The 21,168-nt window shown below is 54.4% G+C and carries 18 protein-coding genes; 9 read left to right on the top strand and 9 right to left on the bottom strand.

What is annotated here, in order from left to right; translation table 11 throughout:
- Positions 1-39 precede the first annotated feature (39 nt).
- Entirely contained in the window at positions 40-780 is a 741-nt protein-coding gene (gene mlrA / locus ABFV38_RS14780; RefSeq protein WP_048224086.1) for an HTH-type transcriptional regulator MlrA, read from the bottom strand.
- Positions 781-997: 217 nt separating this feature from the next.
- Here mlrA and ABFV38_RS14775 point away from each other — a divergent pair, with 217 nt between their 5' ends.
- From ABFV38_RS14775 to ABFV38_RS14765, 3 genes are read left to right on the top strand one after another with little or no spacing between them, the layout of a single operon-like run.
- Positions 998-2,683, top strand: a complete 1,686-nt coding sequence (locus tag ABFV38_RS14775) for a sensor histidine kinase (protein ID WP_024908145.1) — start codon at positions 998-1,000, stop codon at positions 2,681-2,683.
- Positions 2,677-3,396, top strand: coding sequence for a two-component system response regulator BtsR (gene btsR, locus ABFV38_RS14770; protein ID WP_023325655.1), 720 nt, complete (start codon positions 2,677-2,679; stop codon positions 3,394-3,396). The genes ABFV38_RS14775 and btsR overlap by 7 nt, the downstream gene beginning before the upstream one ends.
- Positions 3,397-3,442: 46 nt before the next feature.
- Positions 3,443-3,913, top strand: a complete 471-nt coding sequence (locus ABFV38_RS14765; RefSeq protein ID WP_008500891.1) for a DUF1456 family protein — start codon at positions 3,443-3,445, stop codon at positions 3,911-3,913.
- Positions 3,914-4,023: 110 nt separating this feature from the next.
- Here the strand turns inward: ABFV38_RS14765 and metG are convergent, their stop codons facing one another.
- Positions 4,024-6,057, bottom strand: coding sequence for a methionine--tRNA ligase (metG, locus tag ABFV38_RS14760; protein ID WP_063622084.1), 2,034 nt, complete (start codon positions 6,055-6,057; stop codon positions 4,024-4,026).
- Positions 6,058-6,194: 137 nt separating this feature from the next.
- Between metG and apbC the strand changes: the two genes are divergently transcribed.
- On the top strand, positions 6,195-7,304 hold the full coding sequence (apbC, locus tag ABFV38_RS14755; protein WP_045908656.1) for an iron-sulfur cluster carrier protein ApbC: 1,110 nt from the start codon (positions 6,195-6,197) through the stop codon (positions 7,302-7,304).
- A 95-nt stretch (positions 7,305-7,399) separates the two neighbouring features.
- Here apbC and ABFV38_RS14750 read toward each other — a convergent pair whose 3' ends face one another.
- Positions 7,400-7,879 (bottom strand): GNAT family N-acetyltransferase, encoded by a 480-nt coding sequence (locus ABFV38_RS14750; RefSeq protein WP_045908655.1) that lies wholly within the window; start codon positions 7,877-7,879, stop codon positions 7,400-7,402.
- Positions 7,830-8,162 carry an RcnB family protein gene (locus tag ABFV38_RS14745; RefSeq protein WP_348957486.1) on the bottom strand — a complete coding sequence of 111 codons (333 nt, stop codon included), beginning with the start codon at positions 8,160-8,162 and terminating at the stop codon, positions 7,830-7,832. The genes ABFV38_RS14750 and ABFV38_RS14745 overlap by 50 nt, the downstream gene beginning before the upstream one ends.
- Before the next feature lie 488 nt (positions 8,163-8,650).
- Between ABFV38_RS14745 and ABFV38_RS14740 the strand changes: the two genes are divergently transcribed.
- The 3 genes from ABFV38_RS14740 (at position 8,651) to ABFV38_RS14730 (ending at position 12,698) form a co-directional block, all read left to right on the top strand.
- Entirely contained in the window at positions 8,651-9,790 is a 1,140-nt protein-coding gene (locus tag ABFV38_RS14740; RefSeq protein ID WP_048028258.1) for a polysaccharide export protein, read from the top strand.
- Between the two features lie 135 nt (positions 9,791-9,925).
- The gene (locus ABFV38_RS14735; RefSeq protein ID WP_348957485.1) at positions 9,926-12,106 is read left to right on the top strand and encodes a polysaccharide biosynthesis tyrosine autokinase; all 2,181 of its coding nucleotides are present in this window, start codon (positions 9,926-9,928) and stop codon (positions 12,104-12,106) included.
- A 76-nt stretch (positions 12,107-12,182) separates the two neighbouring features.
- Positions 12,183-12,698 (top strand): protein disulfide oxidoreductase, encoded by a 516-nt coding sequence (locus ABFV38_RS14730; protein WP_048028262.1) that lies wholly within the window; start codon positions 12,183-12,185, stop codon positions 12,696-12,698.
- 36 nt (positions 12,699-12,734) lie between these two features.
- On the opposite strand, the gene ABFV38_RS14725 is transcribed toward ABFV38_RS14730, so the two are convergent.
- The 3 genes from ABFV38_RS14725 to ABFV38_RS14715 form a co-directional block, all read right to left on the bottom strand.
- Entirely contained in the window at positions 12,735-14,201 is a 1,467-nt protein-coding gene (locus tag ABFV38_RS14725) for an aspartate aminotransferase family protein (RefSeq protein ID WP_348957484.1), read from the bottom strand.
- A gap of 18 nt (positions 14,202-14,219) precedes the next feature.
- Positions 14,220-15,596, bottom strand: a complete 1,377-nt coding sequence (locus tag ABFV38_RS14720; protein WP_014884533.1) for a diaminobutyrate--2-oxoglutarate transaminase — start codon at positions 15,594-15,596, stop codon at positions 14,220-14,222.
- A gap of 333 nt (positions 15,597-15,929) precedes the next feature.
- On the bottom strand, positions 15,930-16,937 hold the full coding sequence (locus ABFV38_RS14715) for a LacI family DNA-binding transcriptional regulator (RefSeq protein WP_348957483.1): 1,008 nt from the start codon (positions 16,935-16,937) through the stop codon (positions 15,930-15,932).
- A 238-nt stretch (positions 16,938-17,175) separates the two neighbouring features.
- Between ABFV38_RS14715 and ABFV38_RS14710 the strand changes: the two genes are divergently transcribed.
- Together ABFV38_RS14710 and ABFV38_RS14705 are read left to right on the top strand one after the other, a co-directional pair.
- Positions 17,176-18,417 carry an MFS transporter gene (locus ABFV38_RS14710; protein WP_348957482.1) on the top strand — a complete coding sequence of 414 codons (1,242 nt, stop codon included), beginning with the start codon at positions 17,176-17,178 and terminating at the stop codon, positions 18,415-18,417.
- A gap of 15 nt (positions 18,418-18,432) precedes the next feature.
- On the top strand, positions 18,433-19,866 hold the full coding sequence (locus ABFV38_RS14705; protein WP_348957481.1) for a glycoside hydrolase family 32 protein: 1,434 nt from the start codon (positions 18,433-18,435) through the stop codon (positions 19,864-19,866).
- Positions 19,867-19,941: 75 nt separating this feature from the next.
- Here the strand turns inward: ABFV38_RS14705 and ABFV38_RS14700 are convergent, their stop codons facing one another.
- Positions 19,942-20,226 (bottom strand): hypothetical protein, encoded by a 285-nt coding sequence (locus ABFV38_RS14700; RefSeq protein WP_348957480.1) that lies wholly within the window; start codon positions 20,224-20,226, stop codon positions 19,942-19,944.
- Between the two features lie 197 nt (positions 20,227-20,423).
- Positions 20,424-20,777, bottom strand: a complete 354-nt coding sequence (locus ABFV38_RS14695; RefSeq protein ID WP_348957479.1) for a hypothetical protein — start codon at positions 20,775-20,777, stop codon at positions 20,424-20,426.
- Positions 20,778-21,168: the final 391 nt, after the last annotated feature.

Here is a 21,168-nt window from a genome sequence, read left to right as displayed (position 1 = left end):
TACGGTGAAGCGCAGCTGTTAATGAACCATTAAATGCCGTTATGGCTCATCCGGGCCAAGGGAATAAACCGGGTAACCATTCTCACGCCATTCCGTCAGCAGCTGTTGCTGCGTGGCGGACGGCACTTCGCCACACCAGACCAGCAGGGTCTGGCCGTCGAAAAACTCAGGTCTGAGCTGCGCCAGCGAGTGCGCCAGGACATCCACGCGCCAGCCCTTCTGGGTGGCAATCCACGCTTCCAGCCACAGGCGGGTGGTATCGTGCACGTTCCAGCCCACCACCAGCGCATCTTTGCCGGCTTTGTTCTTCGCCGAGGCAAGGCAGACGGCAATGTAGTTGATCAGCACCCCGTCGAGCATGCTGAGCAGCGCCTGCAGGGTAGACTGTTGGCACTGCAGGCGTCTACGAAGCGGAATGAAAAGATGGGAGATCAGCGTCTGTGCCGGGTAATCGCGGCCCTGCTCTTTTATCCATGCGCGCAGGCGCTGCAGGTTGCCCGCCTGCAGGAGCCGCAGCAGGGTTTCCTGTTGTTCGCGCCAGAGATGCTGCGTATCCGGGTCGTCGTGGCTCAGAAGGGACTTCACTTTGCCGACCTGCACGCCGTTGTCGATCCAGCTCTTAATCTCGCGGATGCGGTCGATATCGGCCTCATTGAAAAGGCGATGACCACCGTCCGTTCTCTGCGGTTTGAGTAATCCATACCGTCGCTGCCACGCCCGTAGGGTAACGGGATTGATATCACAAAGGAGTGCCACTTCACCTATCGTGTAAAGCGCCATATTCGCCCCCTGGCTTACGCGTCCCCAGCTTAACTGTAGACCCACTTTTCCGAACCAGGAAGGATTGATTGATTTTTGAACAAACAATGCGAAGCATGCGCGATAATCAGAAAAAGGTGTGATAACGGACACGATTTTGCGCTTTTATGGGATGCTTCAAAGAAAGTTAAGCCGCATCCGTGTATGTTACGCGTTTTTAGCGTGTGCGGTTTTGAGTATGTACGAGTTTAATCTGGTGCTGCTGTTGCTTCAGCAGATGTGCGTGTTTCTGGTCATTGCCTGGCTGATGAGTAAAACGCGCCTGTTTATCCCGCTGATGCAGGTCACCGTACGTCTGCCGCATAAGCTGCTCTGCTACGTCACCTTCTCTATTTTCTGCATCATGGGGACTTATTTTGGTCTCCATATCGAAGACTCTATTGCCAATACGCGCGCGATTGGCGCGGTGATGGGCGGGCTACTGGGCGGTCCCGTCGTCGGTGGCCTTGTCGGTTTAACCGGGGGGCTGCATCGCTATTCCATGGGCGGGATGACGGCCCTGAGCTGTATGATCTCCACGATTGTGGAAGGTCTGCTTGGCGGCCTGGTTCACAGCTACATGATTAAACGCGGCCGCCCGGATAAAGTCTTCAGCCCGCTCACTGCCGGTGCCATTACCTTTGTGGCCGAAATGGCGCAGATGGCGATCATTCTGCTGATTGCCCGTCCGTTTGAGGATGCGCTGCACCTGGTCAGCAGCATTGCTGCTCCGATGATGGTGACCAATACCGTGGGCGCGGCGCTGTTTATGCGCATTCTGCTCGACAAGCGCGCCATGTTTGAGAAGTACACCTCGGCCTTTTCCGCCACGGCGCTGAAGGTTGCCGCCTCGACCGAAGGGATCCTGCGTCAGGGCTTTAACGAAGAGAACAGCATGAAGGTGGCGCAGGTGCTCTACAAGGAGCTGGATATCGGCGCGGTGGCCATCACCGACCGCGAGCGGCTGCTGGCCTTTACCGGCACCGGCGACGATCACCATCTGCCGGGCAAACCGATCTCTTCAGCCTACACGCTACGCGCCATTGAAACCGGCGAGGTGGTGTATGCCGACGGTAACGAAGTGCCTTACCGCTGTTCGCTGCATCCGCAGTGCAAGCTGGGCTCCACGCTGGTGATTCCGCTGCGCGGCGAGAATCAGCGGGTGATGGGCACCATCAAGCTGTATGAGGCGAAAAACCGTCTGTTCAGCTCGATCAACCGCACGCTGGGGGAGGGGATCGCTCAGCTGCTGTCCGCGCAAATCCTCGCCGGACAGTATGAGCGGCAGAAAGCCCTGCTGACGCAGTCTGAGATTAAACTGCTGCATGCCCAGGTCAATCCGCATTTCCTGTTCAACGCCCTCAATACGCTTAAAGCGGTGATTCGCCGCGACAGCGATCAGGCCGCCCAGCTGGTGCAGTTTCTGTCGACCTTTTTCCGTAAAAATCTGAAACGTCCGTCTGAGATCGTCACCCTCGCCGATGAGATTGAGCACGTAAATGCCTATCTGCAGATTGAACAGGCGCGTTTCCAGTCTCGTCTGCAGGTGTCGCTCTCCGTACCGGATGAGCTGGCGTATCAGCATCTTCCGGCCTTTACCCTGCAGCCGATTGTGGAAAACGCCATTAAGCACGGTACATCACAGCTGCTGGGAACGGGGGAGATAACCATTGCCGCCAGCCGTTTCAACCATCACCTGGTGCTGGATATTGAAGATAATGCCGGGCTTTATCAGCCTTCCGCCTCCGGCGGTTTAGGGATGAGCCTGGTGGATAAACGCCTGCGCGCCCATTTTGGCGATGACTGTGGCATTACCGTCGCCTGCGAGCCCGACCGATTTACCCGTATTACCGTACGACTGCCGCTGGAGGAAAACGCATGTTAAGAGTGCTGATTGTGGATGACGAGCCGCTGGCACGGGAAAACCTGCGCGTTCTGCTGCAGGAGCAGCCGGATATTGAGATTGTGGGAGAGTGCGCGAACGCCATTGAGGCCATCGGCGCGGTGCACAAACTGCGCCCGGACGTGTTGTTCCTCGATATTCAGATGCCCCGCATCAGCGGGCTGGAGATGGTCGGCATGCTCGATCCGGAACATCGTCCCTACATCGTCTTTCTGACGGCGTTTGATGAATATGCCGTTAAGGCTTTTGAGGAGCACGCGTTTGACTATCTGCTCAAGCCGATTGAAGAGAAGCGTCTGGATAAAACGCTCACCCGTTTACGCCAGGAGCGCACGGTCCAGGACGTCACGCTGCTGCCGGAAAACCAGCAGCCGCTGAAGTTTATCCCCTGCACCGGGCACAGCCGGATTTATCTTCTGCAGATGGATGATGTGGCCTTTGTCAGCAGCCGTCTGAGCGGGGTGTTTGTCACCAGCGCGGAAGGGAACGAAGGGTTTACCGAGCTGACCCTGCGCACGCTGGAGAGCCGCACGCCGCTGATTCGCTGTCACCGTCAGTACCTAGTGAATATGGCGCATCTGAAGGAGATCCGCCTGGAAGATAACGGCCAGGCCGAGCTGGTGCTGCGTGCCGGACAAACGGTACCCGTCAGCCGTCGCTACCTGAAGAGTTTGAAAGAGGCGATTGGGCTGTAAAGCTGGTACACTGCGCGCCATTGCATCATCGACATTCGAAGGCTCTATGCTAAGTAACGATATTCTTCGTAGCCTGCGCTACACCCTGAAAGCGAACAATAACGACATGGTGCGCATTCTTGCGCTGTCCGATATGGAATCCACGTCTGCGAGTTTTGACACGTGGATGACCAAAGAAGACGAAGAGGGCTTTGTCCGCTGCCCTGACATCATTCTGTCGGGTTTCCTGAACGGCCTGATTTACGATAAGCGTGGCAAAGATCCGGCCGCACCAGAGCTGGCGCTGGAGCGTCGGGTGAACAACAACACGGTGCTGAAAAAGCTGCGTATCGCGTTCTCGCTGAAAACGGACGATATCGTGGCGATCATGACCGAGCAAAAATTTCGCGTATCCGTGCCGGAAGTGACCGCCATGATGCGCGCGCCGGATCATAAAAACTACCGCGAGTGCGGTGACCAGTTCCTGCGTAATTTCCTGCGCGGGCTGACCCACCGGGTGCATCACCCGAAGGCGTGATGTTTAGCCGGGTGGCGGCTTCTCCTTACCCGGCCTACAAAACCCGTAGGCCCGTGCAAGCGTAGCGCCGCCGGGCAAAAAAAAGCCGGAGATAATCTCCGGCTTTTTTGTTATTTCACCTGCTGACCCGGCTTCGCGCCTTCGTCAGGGCTTAACAGGAAGATATCTTTCCCGCCAGGGCCTGCAGCCATCACCATCCCCTCAGAGATGCCGAAGCGCATTTTACGCGGCGCCAGGTTCGCCACCATCACGGTCTGACGGCCGATCAGCACCTGCGGATCCGGGTAAGCAGAGCGGATCCCGGAGAAGACGTTGCGCTTCTCGCCGCCCAGATCCAGCGTCAGGCGCAGCAGCTTGTCAGAGCCTTCCACGAACTCCGCGTTTTCAATCAGCGCTACGCGCAGGTCGACTTTGGCGAAATCATCGAAGGTAATGGTTTCCTGAATCGGGTCGTCTGCCAGCGGGCCGGTGACCGGTGCCGCTGCTGCCTTCACCTCTTCTTTAGAGGCTTCCACCAGGGCTTCAACCTGCTTCATCTCGATGCGGTTGTACAGCGCTTTGAAGGTGTTGACCTTGTGGCCGAGCAGCGGCTGCTGGATAGCATCCCAGGTCAGTTCGGTGTTCAGGAACGCTTCAGCACGGGCTGCCAGCTGTGGCAGAACCGGCTTCAGCCAGGTCATCAGCACGCGGAACATGTTCAGACCCATGGTGCAGATCGCCTGCAGGTCGGCGTCACGGCCTTCCTGTTTCGCGACCACCCACGGGGCCTGCTCGTCCACATAGCGGTTGGCAACATCGGCCAGCGCCATGATTTCGCGAATCGCTTTACCGAATTCACGGCTTTCCCAGGCTTCGCCAACCGCAGCGGCGGCATCGGTGAAGGTTTTATACAGCTCAGGATCGGCCAGTTCGGCAGAAAGCACGCCGTCAAAACGCTTGGCAATAAAGCCCGCGTTACGGGACGCCAGGTTCACCACCTTGTTCACGATGTCCGCGTTCACGCGCTGCACGAAATCTTCCAGGTTCAGGTCGATATCGTCGATGCGGGAAGAGAGCTTCGCGGTGTAGTAGTAGCGCAGGCTGTCCGCGTCGAAGTGGTTCAGCCAGGTGCTGGCCTTGATGAACGTCCCGCGGGACTTGGACATCTTGGCGCCGTTCACCGTCACGTAGCCGTGAACAAACAGGTTGGTTGGCTTGCGGAAGTTGCTGCCTTCCAGCATCGCTGGCCAGAACAGGCTGTGGAAATAAACGATGTCTTTACCGATGAAGTGGTACAGCTCGGCCGTGGAATCTTTTTTCCAGTAATCGTCGAAGCTTACGGTATCGCCACGCTTGTCGCACAGGTTCTTAAAGGAGCCCATGTAGCCGATTGGCGCGTCCAGCCAGACGTAGAAGTATTTACCCGGTGCGTTCGGGATTTCGAAGCCGAAATACGGCGCATCGCGGGAGATATCCCACTGCTGCAGACCGGATTCGAACCACTCCTGCATCTTGTTCGCCACCTGCTCCTGCAGTGCGCCGCTGCGGGTCCACGCCTGCAGCATTTCGCTGAAGGACGGCAGGTCGAAGAAGAAGTGCTCGGAGTCACGCATCACAGGCGTGGCGCCGGAAACCACGGATTTCGGCTCGATAAGCTCGGTCGGGCTGTAGGTTGCGCCGCACACTTCGCAGTTATCGCCGTACTGATCCGGGGATTTACATTTCGGACAGGTGCCTTTGACGAAGCGGTCCGGCAGGAACATGCCTTTTTCCGGATCGTACAGCTGAGAGATGGTGCGGTTTTTAATAAAACCGTTCTCTTTCAGACGGGTGTAGATCAGCTCCGACAGCTCGCGGTTTTCGTCGCTGTGCGTGGAGTGATAGTTGTCATAGCTGATGTCAAAGCCAGCAAAATCGGTCTGATGCTCCTGACTCATTTCGGCAATCATCTGCTCCGGGGAGATCCCCAGCTGCTGCGCTTTCAGCATGATCGGCGTGCCGTGGGCATCGTCCGCACAGATGAAGTTAACCTCGTGGCCGCGCATTCGCTGGTAACGGACCCAGACATCAGCCTGGATATGCTCCAGCATGTGGCCGAGGTGGATTGAGCCGTTGGCGTACGGCAGTGCGCACGTTACCAGAATTTTCTTCGCGACTTGAGTCATAGTAGGCATTACTTCTTTTAACTGTGAAAAGGGTTTTTGATATTACCAAAAGGGGCATTATTAAGTAAGCACAAACCACGGCCTTTCAGGTAAACTTGTTCATCTAAGGTCTTATTCACAAGAACAAAGGAGTCGGGATGAGTTCTCAATCCCAGGCCAAATCACCGGAAGCCTTACGAGCAATGGTCGCCGGGACGCTGGCTAACTTTCAGCATCCAACCCTGAAGCATAATCTCACTACGCTGAAAGCGTTACACCACGTTGCCTGGCTGGATGATACGCTGCACATTGAGCTGCAGATGCCGTTCGTCTGGACCAGCGCCTTTGACGCGCTGAAAGAGCAGACCAGCTCTGAGCTGCTGCGCATGACCGGCGCGAAGGCGATCGACTGGAAGCTGAGCCACAGCATTGCCACGCTGAAACGCGTGAAAAACCAGCCTGGCGTGAACGGCGTGAAAAACATCATTGCCGTCAGCTCGGGCAAGGGCGGGGTGGGGAAATCTTCTACCGCCGTAAACCTGGCGCTGGCGCTGGCAGCGGAAGGGGCAAAGGTCGGTATTCTGGATGCCGACATCTACGGTCCGTCTATTCCAAATATGTTAGGCGCGGAAAACCAGCGTCCAACCTCACCGGACGGTACCCACATGGCACCGATCATGGCGCACGGTCTGGCGACCAACTCCATCGGTTACCTGGTGACTGACGATAACGCCATGGTCTGGCGCGGCCCGATGGCCAGCAAAGCGCTGCTGCAGATGCTGCAGGAGACGATGTGGCCGGATCTGGATTATCTGGTGCTGGACATGCCGCCGGGCACAGGTGATATTCAGCTCACGCTGGCGCAAAACATTCCGGTGACGGGAGCCGTTGTGGTGACCACGCCGCAGGATATCGCGCTGATCGACGCCAAAAAAGGCATCGTGATGTTCGAGAAGGTGGAAGTGCCGGTGCTCGGTATCGTGGAGAACATGAGCATGCACATCTGCAGCAACTGCGGTCACCACGAACCTATCTTTGGTACGGGTGGCGCAGAAAAACTGGCCGCGAAGTATCACACCCAACTGCTGGGACAGATGCCGCTGCACATTACCCTGCGCGAAGATCTGGATAGCGGCAAGCCGACGGTTGTCAGCCGTCCGGACAGCGAATTTGCAGAGATGTATCGTCAGCTGGCGGGGCGCGTTGCGGCGCAGCTTTACTGGCAGGGCGAAGTGATCCCGGGCGAAATCGCGTTCCGCGCGGTGTAACGCCTTCGCGTTGAATTGCCGGGTGGCGCTTCGCTTACCCGGCCTACAACTGGCACTATCACGTAGGTCGGGTAAGGCGAAGCCGCCACCCGACTTTAACCCAACCGATAGTGCATCAAATAATACTCTCCCTCCGGAGAATCCCCCGTCGCCTCAATGTGCCAGCCGTGCCGCTGGTAAAACGCGACAGCCCGCGCATTCTTCACCAGACACTTAAGCGAACCCGTACTGGTAAACGTCTTCTGCACCTGTTCCAGGAGCATTTTCCCGACGCCGTGGCTTTGATACTGCGGGTCAACAAAGAGGTTGTGCAGAAAATTATCGTTCGTCCAGACGGAGGCAAAACCCAGGCGATGGCCATTCTGCGTGGCAACCCAAATCACTTCGTCACGGGTGGCCGCGTCAAAGTCTTCAAGTTGCCAGTCTGAACTGTCCAGCCATGGCCAGGCTTCGCGCCGGGCGTGGAGGAAGAGCGTGCGCAGGAAAGGGCGATCGCTTTCCTGCCAGGGGCGGATCAGGATGGTATTAGCGGTGATAGAAAATATCTCCATTATAGGCTTTGTAGATTTTGCCATCCGCATCGCCAATCAACACGTAATTCTCGCCCATGTAGGTCCAGTGGGTTCCGGCATTCGGCGCCGGCAGGTTACGTAGCTGGTACTGTTTGATGGTGTACTCCGGCGTTTGATACTGCGCCGGCGCCGTGTCGCCAATCTTGAATTTCGTGAAGTCAGCGATGAACTCTTGTTCTTCATAGGCCTTGATGCCGGAGGGGGCAGCGGCCGTTTGCGGGGCAGAGAATGCAGATCCCGCCAGAGACAGTAATACACCCAGAAGCAGCAGTTTACGCTTAGCCATTTTTTCTCCAGTGATATCGTTACAGATACTTTTCGTCTGCGGGTCGTGCAAAGCGAAGCAGACGGTCCATTTTAAGTATCAACGCAGGATATGTTTGAAAAAAAATGTAACAAAAGTGGACGGTTTTGTGTAGCCCAATTGCGTGATGTTTATCAGTGTCGGGAATATTGCCAGTGTCTTATATTTTTAATACTTATCATTTCATTTATTAATTCTGAAAATAACTTTTCATATCAAAGTTAGAAAGCGATGCGAATGCTTTCCGCCTGAAGAGCATTTAATATCGCCTTCGAGTGCAGCGTGCTTACCGCCATTTTTTTAACAAGACCAGGCAAAAGCTCTGCTTTTTAGAAAGCGGGTGGAGTGCGTTTTATAATGCCAGCAATTTCACTCCAGGAAAGAGCAATCAATTAAATTTCATGATGTTAGCTCAAGTCTTTTTACAGGCTTGACGATAAACGCAACGTTGAAAAGAAATATTTATATTAATGAAAAGTACAACTGCATTTTCGCTCTTATTTCTGAGTATGAGTCAGTTAACGGGGTGTATGTTTTCACCAGGCCTGGACTTAACTGTGTCCGGGAAGAACGTTATTTCGCCGGAAGAGGCAAATTATCAGCTCGAAAAGCGCGTGGAAATTTTTCCCCTGACGCCGGAACTGATTGAAAAACTGCGTCCGCCCGTGTCGAAATCTCAGGCAAATCCTAATCTGGATGAGCAGATCAAACGCTGGGAATACCGTATTGGTACGGGTGACATCCTGACGGTCACCGTCTGGGATCACCCTGAATTAACGACGCCGGCAGGACAATATCGTAGCGCGAGCGATGCCGGTAACTGGGTTAACGCCGACGGCACGCTCTTTTATCCCTATGTCGGTAAACTGCGGGTAGCAGGGAAAACGGTTTCACAGGTACGCGACGAGATTACGGCTCGACTGGATAACGTTATTGAGAGCCCGCAGGTGGACGTCAGCGTTGCCGCCTTCCGTTCACAAAAAGCCTACGTCACCGGTGAGGTGGAAAAATCAGGGCAACAACCGATAACCAATATTCCGCTGACAGTAATGGACGCGGTTAACGCTGCGGGTGGACTCTCGGCGGATGCCGACTGGCGGAACGTCGTGCTCACACATAATGGACAGGACGCGCACCTTTCCCTCTATGCCCTGATGCAGCATGGCGATTTGACCCAAAATAAGCTGCTTTATCCTGGCGATATCCTGTTTGTGCCTCGGAACGATGCGCTGAAGGTGTTCGTGATGGGGGAAGTGATTAAACAGAGCACGCTTAAGATGGATCGTAGCGGCATGACGCTGGCCGAGGCCCTGGGGAATGCCGGGGGGCTTAACCAAAATATGGCCGATGCAACCGGCATTTTTGTTATTCGGCAGGTATCGAAAAAAGGCGACACCGACAAAATCGCCAATATCTATCAGCTGAATGCGGAAGATGCGTCAGCCATGGTGCTGGGTACGGAATTTCAGCTTGAGCCGTATGACATTGTCTATGTCACCACTGCACCGCTATCACGCTGGAATCGCGTGATCTCCCAACTGGTACCCACCATCAGCGGCGTACATGACCTGACCGAAACCGTTCGTAACATCAGAGCGTGGCCGCAGTAATGTTCCCTTCAATCTTAGTGGTCTGCACCGGCAATATGTGCCGCTCACCGATTGGTGAGCGGCCATTTTCGGGCAATCAGGAACAGCCCGTCAGGAATGGGCCTGCCGTTTAAGTTAACAAGGAATGAAGCCGTAATGTCGTCTTCTCAATCAGAAAAATATCGTGCTGCGACGCCGCAGAATAACGAAATGGATCTTATTCAGCTGCTTGCTGAGATGTTCGATCACCGGGTAACGATCGCGTGTGTGACACTTCTGTTTACGGTGTGTGCTGGGATCTACGCATTCAGCGCCACGCCAGTTTATCAGGCTGATGCCCTGGTGCAGGTCGAAGCAAAGCAGGGCAACGCGCTGCTCAAGAACCTGACGTCGTTCAGGCCCGATCTTTCATCCGATGTCGCCCCAGAACTTTTACTCCTCAAGTCACGGATGGTCCTCGGCGAGACCGTTGATCAATTAGGGCTGACCTACGAGGTTAGCCAGCGCATGTTCCCCGTTATCGGGGCGCTCTGGCAGCACGTGCAGGGCCGCAAACCGGCGGAAATCACGATTGGCTCACTGAATATTCCCCTTGTGGAAGGTGAGCCACAAACGCTTTTACTCACCGTTCAGGAGCAGGGGCGATATCGTCTTGCGGGGAAAACGCTTGAGGCAGAGGGCGTTGTCGGGAAAGCGCTGGTTAAAGAGGGCGTATCGCTTCTGGTGACATCCCTCAGTGCGGTACCGGGAACGCAATTTACCCTCAACACCGTGACCAGGCTTGACGCGATCAACGCCCTTCAGAGCAGACTTACGATTGCCGAGTCGGCGAAACAGAGCGGTATGATCGCCTTAACGCTAACGGGCGACGATCCCGACAAGACCGCCACGATACTTAATTCGATTGCTGAACATTTTCTCAGCCAGAACATTGCGCGCCAGGAGGCTAAAGATTCCCGCAGCCTCGCATTCTTACAGGATCAGTTACCTAAAATCAGTCTCGAACTGAATGAAGCCGAGGCACGACTGAATGCTTACCGAGAGCAGCGCGATTCGGTCGATTTATCTCTTGAGGCAAAATCGGTGCTTGATCAGGTGGTTAACGTGGAAAATCAGCTTAACGAGCTTATATTTCGCGAAGCAGAAGTCTCTCAGCTGTTCAAAAAAGATCATCCGACCTACCGTGCTTTACGGGAGAAGAAACAAACCCTTGAACGGGAGCGCGCACGCCTGAATAGCCGCGTGTCATCCATGCCTTCCACGCAGCAGGAAATATTACGTTTGAGTCGTGACGTTGAATCCGGGCGTACCGTATACATGCAGTTGCTGACGCGTCAGCAAGAGCTGAGCATCTCGCGCTCCAGCGCGATCGGGAACGTGCGGATCATTGACCCGGCCATGACGCAGCCTGCTCCGGTTGAACCGCGCAAAGCACTCATTATCGTGTTTGGTATGCTGATGGGGTTGATACTTTCTGCCGGAACGGTTTTAGTGCGTTCAGCCTTTAAGCGGGGCATTACGTCGTCTGAACAGCTGGATGAGCTCGGAATGCCGCTGCTGGTGACGCTTCCGCGCTCGGCATGGTTATGGAAAAAAACGCAGCTGCGCAGGCGAAACCTGTTTACTTCCCACTGGAAGCACAAGATAGCCAACGTGCCTTTTCTGCCCATCGATCGTCCGGCTGATTCGTTTGTCGAGGCGATACGCGGGCTGCGCACCAGTTTGCACTTTACCATGATGGATGCCACAAACCGGATTGTCGTGGTGTCTGGCCCCACGCAGGACTGCGGAAAGACGCTGGTCAGTTCTTCGCTGGCGTCGATTCTGGCGCAGGCCGGACAGCGGGTGCTGTTTATTGATGCGGATATGCGCAAGGGCTATGTCCACAACGTGTTCAGGCTGAATAATCAGCGGGGGTTGTCCAGCGTGCTCGACGGAACGGTCGAGTGGCAGGAGGCGGTTCAACGCTTCGAAAAAGGCGGTTTTGATGTACTGACCTGCGGACCTCAACCTGCCCATCCCGTCGATCTGCTCATGAGTGAATGCCTTCAGGGGATAATGTCGCAGACTGAAAAGCGGTATGACATGGTGATTATCGACACTCCGCCTGTGCTTGCCGTCACGGATGCTTTGCTGATAGCCAGAGCAGCCGCCACCACGCTGCTGGTTGCCCGCTTTGGTAAAACCAGCGTTAAAGAGATCGAGACCAGCCTTAAGCGTATGGAACGGATGGGCGTGCAGGTGAGTGGCACGATCCTCAATGATATAGTGAAATCTGCCGCGCTCTATTACAACTCGGGGTACAGCTATTACGACTACGGTTATAGCCCGGAGTAACCCTGGCGCGACACTTCTTTACAGCGTGATGGCGTATTGCCCGTTAAGATGACCTTCATTAAAACATGAGGTCACAATGGATAACCGCAAAATCAATCGACTGCGCCGCTGGGCGCGGGAAGGGATAATACTCGTTCTGCTGACGCTGGCCGTGGTGTGGGGTGTGGATCAATACCGAAAACCGACACTCCCCGCCAGTTTTAGTGCAACGCCGATGACGAGTATCGACGGCAACGTTCACGATATTGCGGCGCTCAGCCAGGATCGTCCGCTGCTGATCTACGTCTGGGCGACCTGGTGCAGCATTTGCCGCTACACGACGCCTGCGGTTAATCAACTGGCAGAAGAGGGCGGGAACGTGGTGAGTATCGCCATGCGCTCCGGTGACAACGCAAAGCTTGAGCGCTGGGTTGATAAGAAACAGCTGAAAATGCCGGTCATTAATGATGCAAACGGTGCTTTGTCGCAGCAGTGGCAGGTGAGCGTCACGCCAACGCTGGTGGTTGTGTCGAAGGGAAACGTGGTCAGTACCACAACGGGCTGGACGAGCTACTGGGGATTAAAATTAAGGATGTGGTGGGCAGGCGTATAAAAATAACCCCTCTCCCGGCGGAAGAGGGGTTTTGTATTACTTAGCCAAAACTTCCTGCGCGGTACGCTCAACCAACGACAGCAGGATTTTAATATCTTCCTGCGTCACGGTTGGGTTCAGCAGCGTCAGCTTCAGGCAGGTCACGCCGTTATGCTCGGTCACACCGACGTTTGCACGGCCGGATTCCAGCAGTGCGTCACCAATTTTCTGGTTCAGCAGGGCGATACCTGCGTCATCCGTCTGCACCTGTCCGCGGAAGCGGAACAGCACGCTTGCCAGCTGCGGCTGCATAACCAGTTCCAGCGCAGGCTGCGATTTCACGTAGGCCGCAACCTGCTGTGCCAGGGTCACGCCGTGATCGATGATCGCCGCGTATTGCTCCTGACCCAGCGCTTCCAGGCTCATCCACAGCTTCAGTGCGTCGAAACGACGGGTGGTCTGCAGAGATTTGGAGACCAGGTTAGGCACGCCTGCTTCTTCGTCGAACTCAGAGTTCAGGTAAGCCGCCTGGTAGCGCATCAGCTCATAGTGGCGCGCTTCTTTCAGCAGGAACGCGCCGCAGCTGATGGTCTGGAAGAACTGCTTGTGGAAGTCCAGGGTCACGGAATCCACCAGCTCAATGCCGTCCAGGTAGTGACGATACTGCTCAGACATCAGCAGCGCGCCGCCCCAGGCTGCATCAACGTGTACCCAGATGTTCTGCTTCGCCGCCAGCTCTGCAATCGCACGCAGCGGGTCGATAGCACCGGCATCGGTGGTACCTGCCGTCGCGACGATCGCCAGAATCTGCTCGCCGTTCGCATTGCACTGCTCAATTTTCGCCGCCAGATCGGTCAGATCCATGCGGGAGAATTCGTCCGTTTTCACCTGCACTACGGACTGGTAGCCCAGGCCCATCAGCGCCATGTTTTTCTGCACGGAGAAGTGCGCGTTTTCGGAGCACAGTACGCGGATCTTACGCAGATCGCCTACCAGGCCGTCCTGCTGAACGGAGTGACCCTGACGCGCAAAGAACGCATCGCGCGCCAGCATCAGGCCCATCAGGTTGCTCTGGGTTCCGCCGCTGGTGAAGACACCGGCGTCGCCAGCCTGATAACCCACGCGGGTACGCAGCCACTCGATCAGTTTGATCTCAATGATGGTTGCGGACGGGCTTTGATCCCAGGAGTCCATACTCTGGTTAGTGGCGTTGATCAGCACTTCCGCCGCCTGGCTTACGACCAGGCTTGGGCAGTGCAGGTGCGCCACACACTGCGGGTGATGAACGGACAGGCTGTCTTTCAGGAAGAACTCGACGGCGCGTTCAATCGCCGCTTCGTTGCCCAGCCCTTTCGGGTTGAAATCCAGCTTAATACGGTCGCGCAGTTCCGCGACCGTTTTGCCCTGGTACATCTCAGGCTGCTTCAGCCACTGCATCACAGCCTGAGTGCTTTGTTCAATCGCCTGCTGGTAAGCTTCAATGCTCTGCGCAGAGGAGAACAAAATTGGGTTTGAATCAGACATCGTAATCAACAACTCCGGTTACGCCGGGCGAACGCCCGCAGCAAGCAGTGCCTGCTCGAATTTATCCAGGAAGATCTTCAGCTCTTCATCGCTGATCAGCAGAGAAGGCAGCAGACGCAGAACGATACCGTTACGACCACCGCGCTCCAGAATCAGACCGGCTTCGAAGCACTTCTTCTGAATCAGTGCAGACAGCTCGCCGTCGCCCGGGAAGCAGCCCATGTGGTCAGCGGCTTCGTGTGGCTTAACGATCTCAATACCGATCATCATGCCCAGACCGCGCACGTGGCCGATGACCGGATAACGTTTCGCCATCTCTTTCAGCTGGCCTTTCAGCCATTCGCCCTGTGCAGCCACTTTGCCTGCGATGTTCTGATCTTTCAGGATTTTCAGCGTCGTCAGACCGGTGGCCATCGCCAGCTGGTTGCCGCGGAAGGTACCGGTATGGTGACCTGGTGCCCATGCATCGAACTGCTTTTTGATACCGAGCACGGCCAGCGGCAGACCGCCACCCACTGCTTTAGACATCACGATGATGTCTGGCTCAATGCCAGCGTGTTCGAAGGCGAAGAATTTACCGGTACGGGCAAAGCCAGCCTGAACTTCGTCGAGGATCAGCAGAATGCCGTGTTCCTGAGTGACTTTACGGATGCGCTGCAGCCACTCAGCCGGAGCCGGGTTCACGCCGCCTTCGCCCTGAACCGCTTCCAGGATCACCGCAGCAGGCTTACGCACGCCACTTTCAACGTCGTTGATCAGGTTATCGAAGTAATACGTCAGCGCTTTCACGCCCGCTTCACCACCGATACCCAGCGGGCAGCGGTATTCGTGCGGGTAAGGCATGAACTGGACTTCTGGCATCATACCGTCAACCGCTTCTTTCGGAGACAGGTTGCCGGTCACGGACAGTGCGCCGTGGGTCATGCCGTGGTAACCACCAGAGAAGCTGATGATACCGCTACGGCCGGTCACTTTTTTCGCCAGCTTCAGCGCCGCTTCAACGGCGTCAGCACCGGATGGACCGGTGAACTGCAGGCAGTACTCTTTGCCCTGACCAGGCAGCAGAGAGAGCAGGTATTCGGAAAACGCGTCTTTCAGAGGCGTCGTCAGATCCAGAGTATGTAACGGCAAGCCGCTGGTAATGACATTTTGGATGCTTTTCAGCACATCAGGATGGTTATGGCCAAGCGCAAGGGTCCCTGCGCCTGCTAAACAGTCAAGGTATTCTTTATTATCTGCATCGGTGATCCACACGCCTTCTGCTTTAGTGATGGCTAAAGGCAGTTTGCGCGGATAACTCCTGACGTTAGATTCAAACTCGGCCTGACGGGCCAGATAGGTTTCGTTGCTTTTGTGGGCATCTACGGTGTCAATACGGACTTTATCCGTCATCATATCACTCCTACAACCGCCGCTTCGTTATGAGCCACGATTGAATAAAAAGTTAAAAAACAGATGGGGGCCTGAAAAAAACGCCGCCAATATAGAGCCTTTTGCCACGGGGCTCAATGGTTAATTTGTTTACTGTTTTGTGACACGGGGCTGTAACGAGGAAATATCCCCATTTTTAAAATGAAAATTGCATTTTATGCCAAATAAAAACAGCGCGTTACAGGCCATTTACCCGGTGTGTAAAGTCACAGAAAAGAGTGTGACAAATCGTGCCATCGAACGGCATAAAAGGAGGGTGACGCTTCCTGTTTCTGCGTCCTGGGCAAAAAACGGCGGTTACGTTGCATGCGCAACAGAATCACGCGGTAAAAAAGGACTTTCTACGCGCGTGGTTTCCTGATGTTCTTCACCGTTAATAATATGCAGGGCGCTCAGGCGACCAATTTCATAGTGCGGCAGTTGAACCGTCGAGAGAGGCGGCAGGAACAACTCCCCAATGCCCACCATATTGTCATAGCCGATAACGGCGATATCTTCCGGTATGCGAAGCCCTTGCCCCAGTAGCGTCTGATAGACCATAAACGCGATACGATCGTTGCCGCAGATAACCGCGTCGAACCGGGGAATACCATTCTGCATGTGCGCCAGCAATACTGACGGAATGTCACGATAGTGCTCATCGCCGAGTGCCATATAGCTGTGCGCCAGTCCGTCCGGATCGAGCCCCGCTTCACGGCATGCACGTTCCAGCCCCTGACGACGTCGGGTTGTGGCCAGATGCCCCTCAGGCAAATGCAGGCAGAGAGGGCGTCGATAACCCTCCGCGAGTAACGCTTGCACGGCGGTATATTGCCCCTGTTCATCATCGGGAATATAGCTGGCGACCTTTTCGCCGTCACTTTCGCAGTTGGCCAGCACGCAGGGAAGAGTGAGTAATTTGGCCGGGAGAGGAACCTGACGTAACCCCATGGTGGTGTAGATAATTCCGTCAGGCCGATGAGAAAGGAGAAGGTCGACAATGGCGTCCGGGTTGTCATCGGTAAACATATTCATCACGAAACTGTTCCAGCCGTGCATTCTGGCCGTCTCTTCAATCGACAGCGTGATCTCCACCGAGAAAGGCGTCGTCACCGTATCGAGCGCCAGTACGCCTATGGTTTTAGGCGAGGCATGCGCGCCGCGAATTTTCTTGGCGGAAAGATCGGGCACGTAGCTGGTTTGCTCGATAGCCAGCTGAACGCGCGCCAGCGTTTCCGGCTTAAGGCGCTCCGGGCTGTTCAGCGCACGGGAGACCGTCATCAGCGATACGTTAGCCAGCTTTGCGACGTCCTTCAGGGAAGCCATTTTCTTACTCCGTTAATGCTCTGTGTGAAAGGGTATACAACTAAGTCGCTGATGTAAAAGGAAGGCTGATGCACAGGCCAGGCCAGGCTTACCTCAGTGGTGAATATTTGATCGCGATCTCACTCTCTTAATGTTAACGTTAACTTTCGTGATTAACATCTTAAATTTTTACCAAACCGCATGAGAAAGGATAAATGTTAACGTTACCATTGCGTCATTACTCCAACATGAGAATGTCATGATGAAAACGCATCACTCTCACAGCTACCCTTTATTAAGCGCACTACTCTTTTTCTTTTTTGTCACATGGTCATCTTCCGGCTCGTTGCTCTCTATCTGGCTCCATCAGGAGGTGGGGTTAAAGGCAGGGGATACGGGAGTCATCTATGCCGTGCTGTCCGTCTCCGCGCTGTGCGCGCAAATCTGCTACGGCTTCATTCAGGACAAGCTCGGCCTGCGAAAAAACCTGCTCTGGTTTCTGACCAGTCTGCTCATTCTTTCCGGTCCGGCCTTCCTGCTGTTTGGTTATCTGCTGCAAATTAACGTGTTACTCGGCAGTATTTTCGGCGGGGTTTATATCGGGCTGACGTTTAACGGTGGAATAGGGGTCCTGGAGTCCTATACCGAGCGCGTGGCCCGCCAGAGCCAGTTTGAATTTGGCAAGGCGAGGATGTGGGGATCGCTGGGCTGGGCAGTGGCAACCTTTTTTGCAGGACTCCTGTTCAACATTAATCCGAAGCTGAACTTCGCGGTGGCGAGCTGCGCCGGGCTGGTGTTTTTTGTGTTGCTGGCACGCCTCCGGGTCTCTTCCGCGCCGCACGCCATGCAGGAGGCTGTGTCCGGCGGTAAGGTCACGCTGGAGGATGCATTGCGCCTGCTGACGCTGCCGCGCTTCTGGGCGCTGGTATTTTTTGTTATCGGCACCTGTATTTATGGCGTCTACGACCAGCAGTTCCCGGTCTATTTCTCCTCACAGTTCCCGACGCTGCAGGAAGGAAACGCCATGTATGGCTATCTCAACTCCTTCCAGGTTTTCATGGAGGCGGCGGGCATGTTTTGCGCCCCGTGGCTGGTGAATCGCCTCGGTGCGAAAAACGGCCTGATTTTCGCCGGAATGGTGATGGCGATGCGTATGGTGGCATCGGGTCTGGTTGAGGGGCCGGTATTGATCTCCATTACCAAGCTATTGCACGCGGTTGAGCTGCCCGTTTTGCTGGTCTCCATCTTCAAATACAACAGCCTGCATTTTGATAAGCGACTCTCTTCCACCCTCTATCTGGTGGGCTTTGCCTGTACAAGCTCGGTGATTGCCTCGGTGCTGTCGCCGCTGGCAGGTTACAGCTATGAGAAATACGGCTTTGCCCAGTCCTATCTCATCATGGGGTTACTGGTCTTCAGCACCACGTTTATCTCCATCTTCCTGTTGCGCTCGGGTAAGTCCTCTTCTGACCCGCTCATGCCGCAACCTTCCACCATCTGATCAAAGAGTAGAGAAATGACGTATTCCATTACGAAAGCAGAACAGGAAATTCAGTCCAGACGCGAAGGGCTCAACCTGCGCTGGTATCCCCGTTACCACCTCGCTGCGCGTGCTGGCTGGATGAACGACCCGAATGGCCTGGTCTGGTTTGACGGCTGGTATCACGCCTTTTATCAGCACCATCCGTATTCTACCCAATGGGGCCCGATGCACTGGGGCCATGCGCGCAGCAAAGATTTAGTTCACTGGGAGCACCTCCCGGTTGCGCTGGCACCGGAAGGACCAGACGACAAGGACGGCTGTTTTTCTGGCTCAGCCGTGGTGGATGGCGACACGCTGGCGCTGATCTACACCGGCCACAAATTCCACGGCGATCCCGGCGATGAGGCTAATCTCTACCAGGTTCAGTGCCTGGCAACCAGCCGTGACGGCATCCATTTTGTGCGGCACGGGACCGTCATTGACACACCGCCTGGACTGCATCACTTCCGCGATCCGAAAGTATGGCGTGAAGGGGAGTGGTGGTACATGGTCGTTGGCGCGCGAGAGGGTGATACGGGTCAGGTGCGTGCGTACCGGTCTGCCGATCTTCGAGAATGGCAGGACAGGGGCGTGCTCGCGGTGGCTGAAAAAGAGATGGGTTATATGTGGGAATGCCCGGACTTCTTCACTCTCGGTGGGAAACGCGTGCTGATGTTTTCGCCTCAGGGACTCACCGCAGACGGATTTAAACATCGCAATCTTTTCCAGAGCGGCTATCTGGTAGGTGAATGGCAGCCCGGTCAGCCCTTTGTGCGTGAAGGTGAATTTGTGGAGATGGATTACGGGCATGATTTCTATGCGCCGCAAAGTTTCCTGACGCCGGATGGCCGACGCATCGTCATCGGCTGGCTGGACATGTGGGAATCCCCGCTGCCGGAACAGGAGGATGGCTGGGCGGGTATGCTTTCTTTACCGCGCGAGCTGACGCTGAGTGCGGATAACCATCTGCAAATGCGGCCGGCCAGAGAAGTTGAAGCCCTGCGCGGGGCGTGGTTCTCCTGGCCGATAAGTACGCTTAATAACCAGCAGATGACGCTGGTGGAACACTGCGATGCGATGGAGGTCATTCTGCAATGGGATTGCGCCAACAGCAGTGCGGAGCAGTACGGCATTCGTCTTGGCGATGGGCTGCGCCTCTATGTTGATGCCCAGATGCAGCGCCTGGTGCTGGAGCGACACTATCCAGAGTATGGCCTGTGCGGTACCCGAAGCGTCGCGCTTAACCTGAACGACGCGCTGAACCTGCGCCTGTTCTTTGACTGCTCTTCCGTTGAAGTGTTTGTTAACGAGGGTGAAGCGTGCCTCAGCAGCCGTATCTATCCGAATACCGACTGCCGCGAGCTGGCGTTATTTGCCTGGGCGGGGGGAGCGTCGCTTATTCATGGCGGGGCGTGGCAGTTAGAATAAAAGGGCTTATGGCATTCCTGACTTTTGCATGGAGAAAATCCGGCAAATAAAAAAAGGCGACCGCAGTCGCCTGATTTATTTTATCAAGTCTTCAACCTGATCCGCTACCCACTTAGCCCCATGATATGCGCCATAGCCGATTACACCCACGGCTACAACACCGCCAACCATCCCAAAGCCGAGTCCTAATGCAGCAAGCCCCGACGTGATACCCGCAGCGCTAAGACCTTCTACAGCACCTAAAGAAGCGATAGCAAGTACAGGAGAACCCGCACCCACTATTTTAGCGAACCCTTCTTTTACTGCTTCATTTGCATCATCCATCATATAATCCTCAAGAGTAATTAAAAAAACGCCCATCTTTTAAGGGCGGCTTTAGCAATACACTAAAGACTTACAACATGGGTCTCATTTACACTTTGTGTTAACCGTATAACTACATGGCTTGCATCAAGCTATTTCTAATTGGCTGCTGTATAGGCCCCTAATGAAAGGGGCTAGTTTTAGATTAATGCACTGTACCAAAAATAGGACAAACGTAAGGGGTCATCTTAACCTCAATGAGTTAGAACAAAATCAATAACACTCTCACCTTTTAATTTCAGCTTGATAGTATAGCCTTGTTTCTTCCATACGCCGTTATTAGGCTTCCAGCCTTTCGAAAGGAGGGTTTCAGCAGCCTCAGAGATAGGTTTATCAACCACACTATAAGCATCAGCTTCAAAAGCTATCCGATCTTGTTGGCTCGTAATTGCTTTTTTGTTTTGTGCTTTGGTTTTGTGAATATCGCAACCATGGCCATCAGTTACTTGAGTACATCCAGAGCGCTCTAATTGCTCCCGATAGTGCGCATTAATAGCATGAGCAGGAAGAGATGCAATAACCAGAACTGCTAATAATAGTTTTTTCATAATTCTAAATTCTGCCTTTCGTATATCACTGCAATAATAAGGATATAAGTAGCATTGTAGTAACAATGCATCGCCAAAATAATAGTCCTATCCCAGCCTCCTGTTTAAGAAAAGCATTAGAAGGAACAATCCACCATATACAAACACTCGGTAGGCAGGAACGTGCACAACCCAAATTAATGACTGTTTAGCTGTTATCACAGCTATAAGCTATGTTTAATATGGTACGGTTGTAAGTAATACCTATAAATACGCCAGTAGCTACTAAAGCTAACGAAACTAAAGCAGAGTATATAATTAGTTTAATCATGGCTATCATCACTATTTTACCCTAAGGAACCATTCTGGTAGTTCTTTCTCAGGAAATTTAACTCCTTCACTATACAAAAGT

The organism is Enterobacter cloacae complex sp. Mu1197 (assembly GCF_040059225.1).
In the GTDB taxonomy this organism is placed as follows: Bacteria; Pseudomonadota; Gammaproteobacteria; order Enterobacterales; family Enterobacteriaceae; genus Enterobacter; species Enterobacter quasiroggenkampii.
The sequence above is the reverse complement of the archived record's forward strand: the minus strand, read 5'-3'. Positions and strand labels throughout refer to the sequence as shown.

Excerpts from the sequence above, each read along its gene's own strand:
- mlrA (WP_048224086.1), bottom strand. The coding sequence starts at position 780 with ATGGCGCTTTACACGATAGGTGAAGTGGCACTCCTTTGTGATATCAAT.
- ABFV38_RS14775 (WP_024908145.1), top strand. The coding sequence starts at position 998 with ATGTACGAGTTTAATCTGGTGCTGCTGTTGCTTCAGCAGATGTGCGTG.
- btsR (WP_023325655.1), top strand. The coding sequence starts at position 2,677 with ATGTTAAGAGTGCTGATTGTGGATGACGAGCCGCTGGCACGGGAAAAC.
- ABFV38_RS14765 (WP_008500891.1), top strand. The coding sequence starts at position 3,443 with ATGCTAAGTAACGATATTCTTCGTAGCCTGCGCTACACCCTGAAAGCG.
- metG (WP_063622084.1), bottom strand. The coding sequence starts at position 6,057 with ATGACTCAAGTCGCGAAGAAAATTCTGGTAACGTGCGCACTGCCGTAC.
- apbC (WP_045908656.1), top strand. The coding sequence starts at position 6,195 with ATGAGTTCTCAATCCCAGGCCAAATCACCGGAAGCCTTACGAGCAATG.
- ABFV38_RS14750 (WP_045908655.1), bottom strand. The coding sequence starts at position 7,879 with ATGGCAAAATCTACAAAGCCTATAATGGAGATATTTTCTATCACCGCT.
- ABFV38_RS14745 (WP_348957486.1), bottom strand. The coding sequence starts at position 8,162 with ATGGCTAAGCGTAAACTGCTGCTTCTGGGTGTATTACTGTCTCTGGCG.
- ABFV38_RS14740 (WP_048028258.1), top strand. The coding sequence starts at position 8,651 with ATGAAAAGTACAACTGCATTTTCGCTCTTATTTCTGAGTATGAGTCAG.
- ABFV38_RS14735 (WP_348957485.1), top strand. The coding sequence starts at position 9,926 with ATGTCGTCTTCTCAATCAGAAAAATATCGTGCTGCGACGCCGCAGAAT.
- ABFV38_RS14730 (WP_048028262.1), top strand. The coding sequence starts at position 12,183 with ATGGATAACCGCAAAATCAATCGACTGCGCCGCTGGGCGCGGGAAGGG.
- ABFV38_RS14725 (WP_348957484.1), bottom strand. The coding sequence starts at position 14,201 with ATGTCTGATTCAAACCCAATTTTGTTCTCCTCTGCGCAGAGCATTGAA.
- ABFV38_RS14720 (WP_014884533.1), bottom strand. The coding sequence starts at position 15,596 with ATGATGACGGATAAAGTCCGTATTGACACCGTAGATGCCCACAAAAGC.
- ABFV38_RS14715 (WP_348957483.1), bottom strand. The coding sequence starts at position 16,937 with ATGGCTTCCCTGAAGGACGTCGCAAAGCTGGCTAACGTATCGCTGATG.
- ABFV38_RS14710 (WP_348957482.1), top strand. The coding sequence starts at position 17,176 with ATGATGAAAACGCATCACTCTCACAGCTACCCTTTATTAAGCGCACTA.
- ABFV38_RS14705 (WP_348957481.1), top strand. The coding sequence starts at position 18,433 with ATGACGTATTCCATTACGAAAGCAGAACAGGAAATTCAGTCCAGACGC.
- ABFV38_RS14700 (WP_348957480.1), bottom strand. The coding sequence starts at position 20,226 with ATGGGCGTTTTTTTAATTACTCTTGAGGATTATATGATGGATGATGCA.
- ABFV38_RS14695 (WP_348957479.1), bottom strand. The coding sequence starts at position 20,777 with ATGAAAAAACTATTATTAGCAGTTCTGGTTATTGCATCTCTTCCTGCT.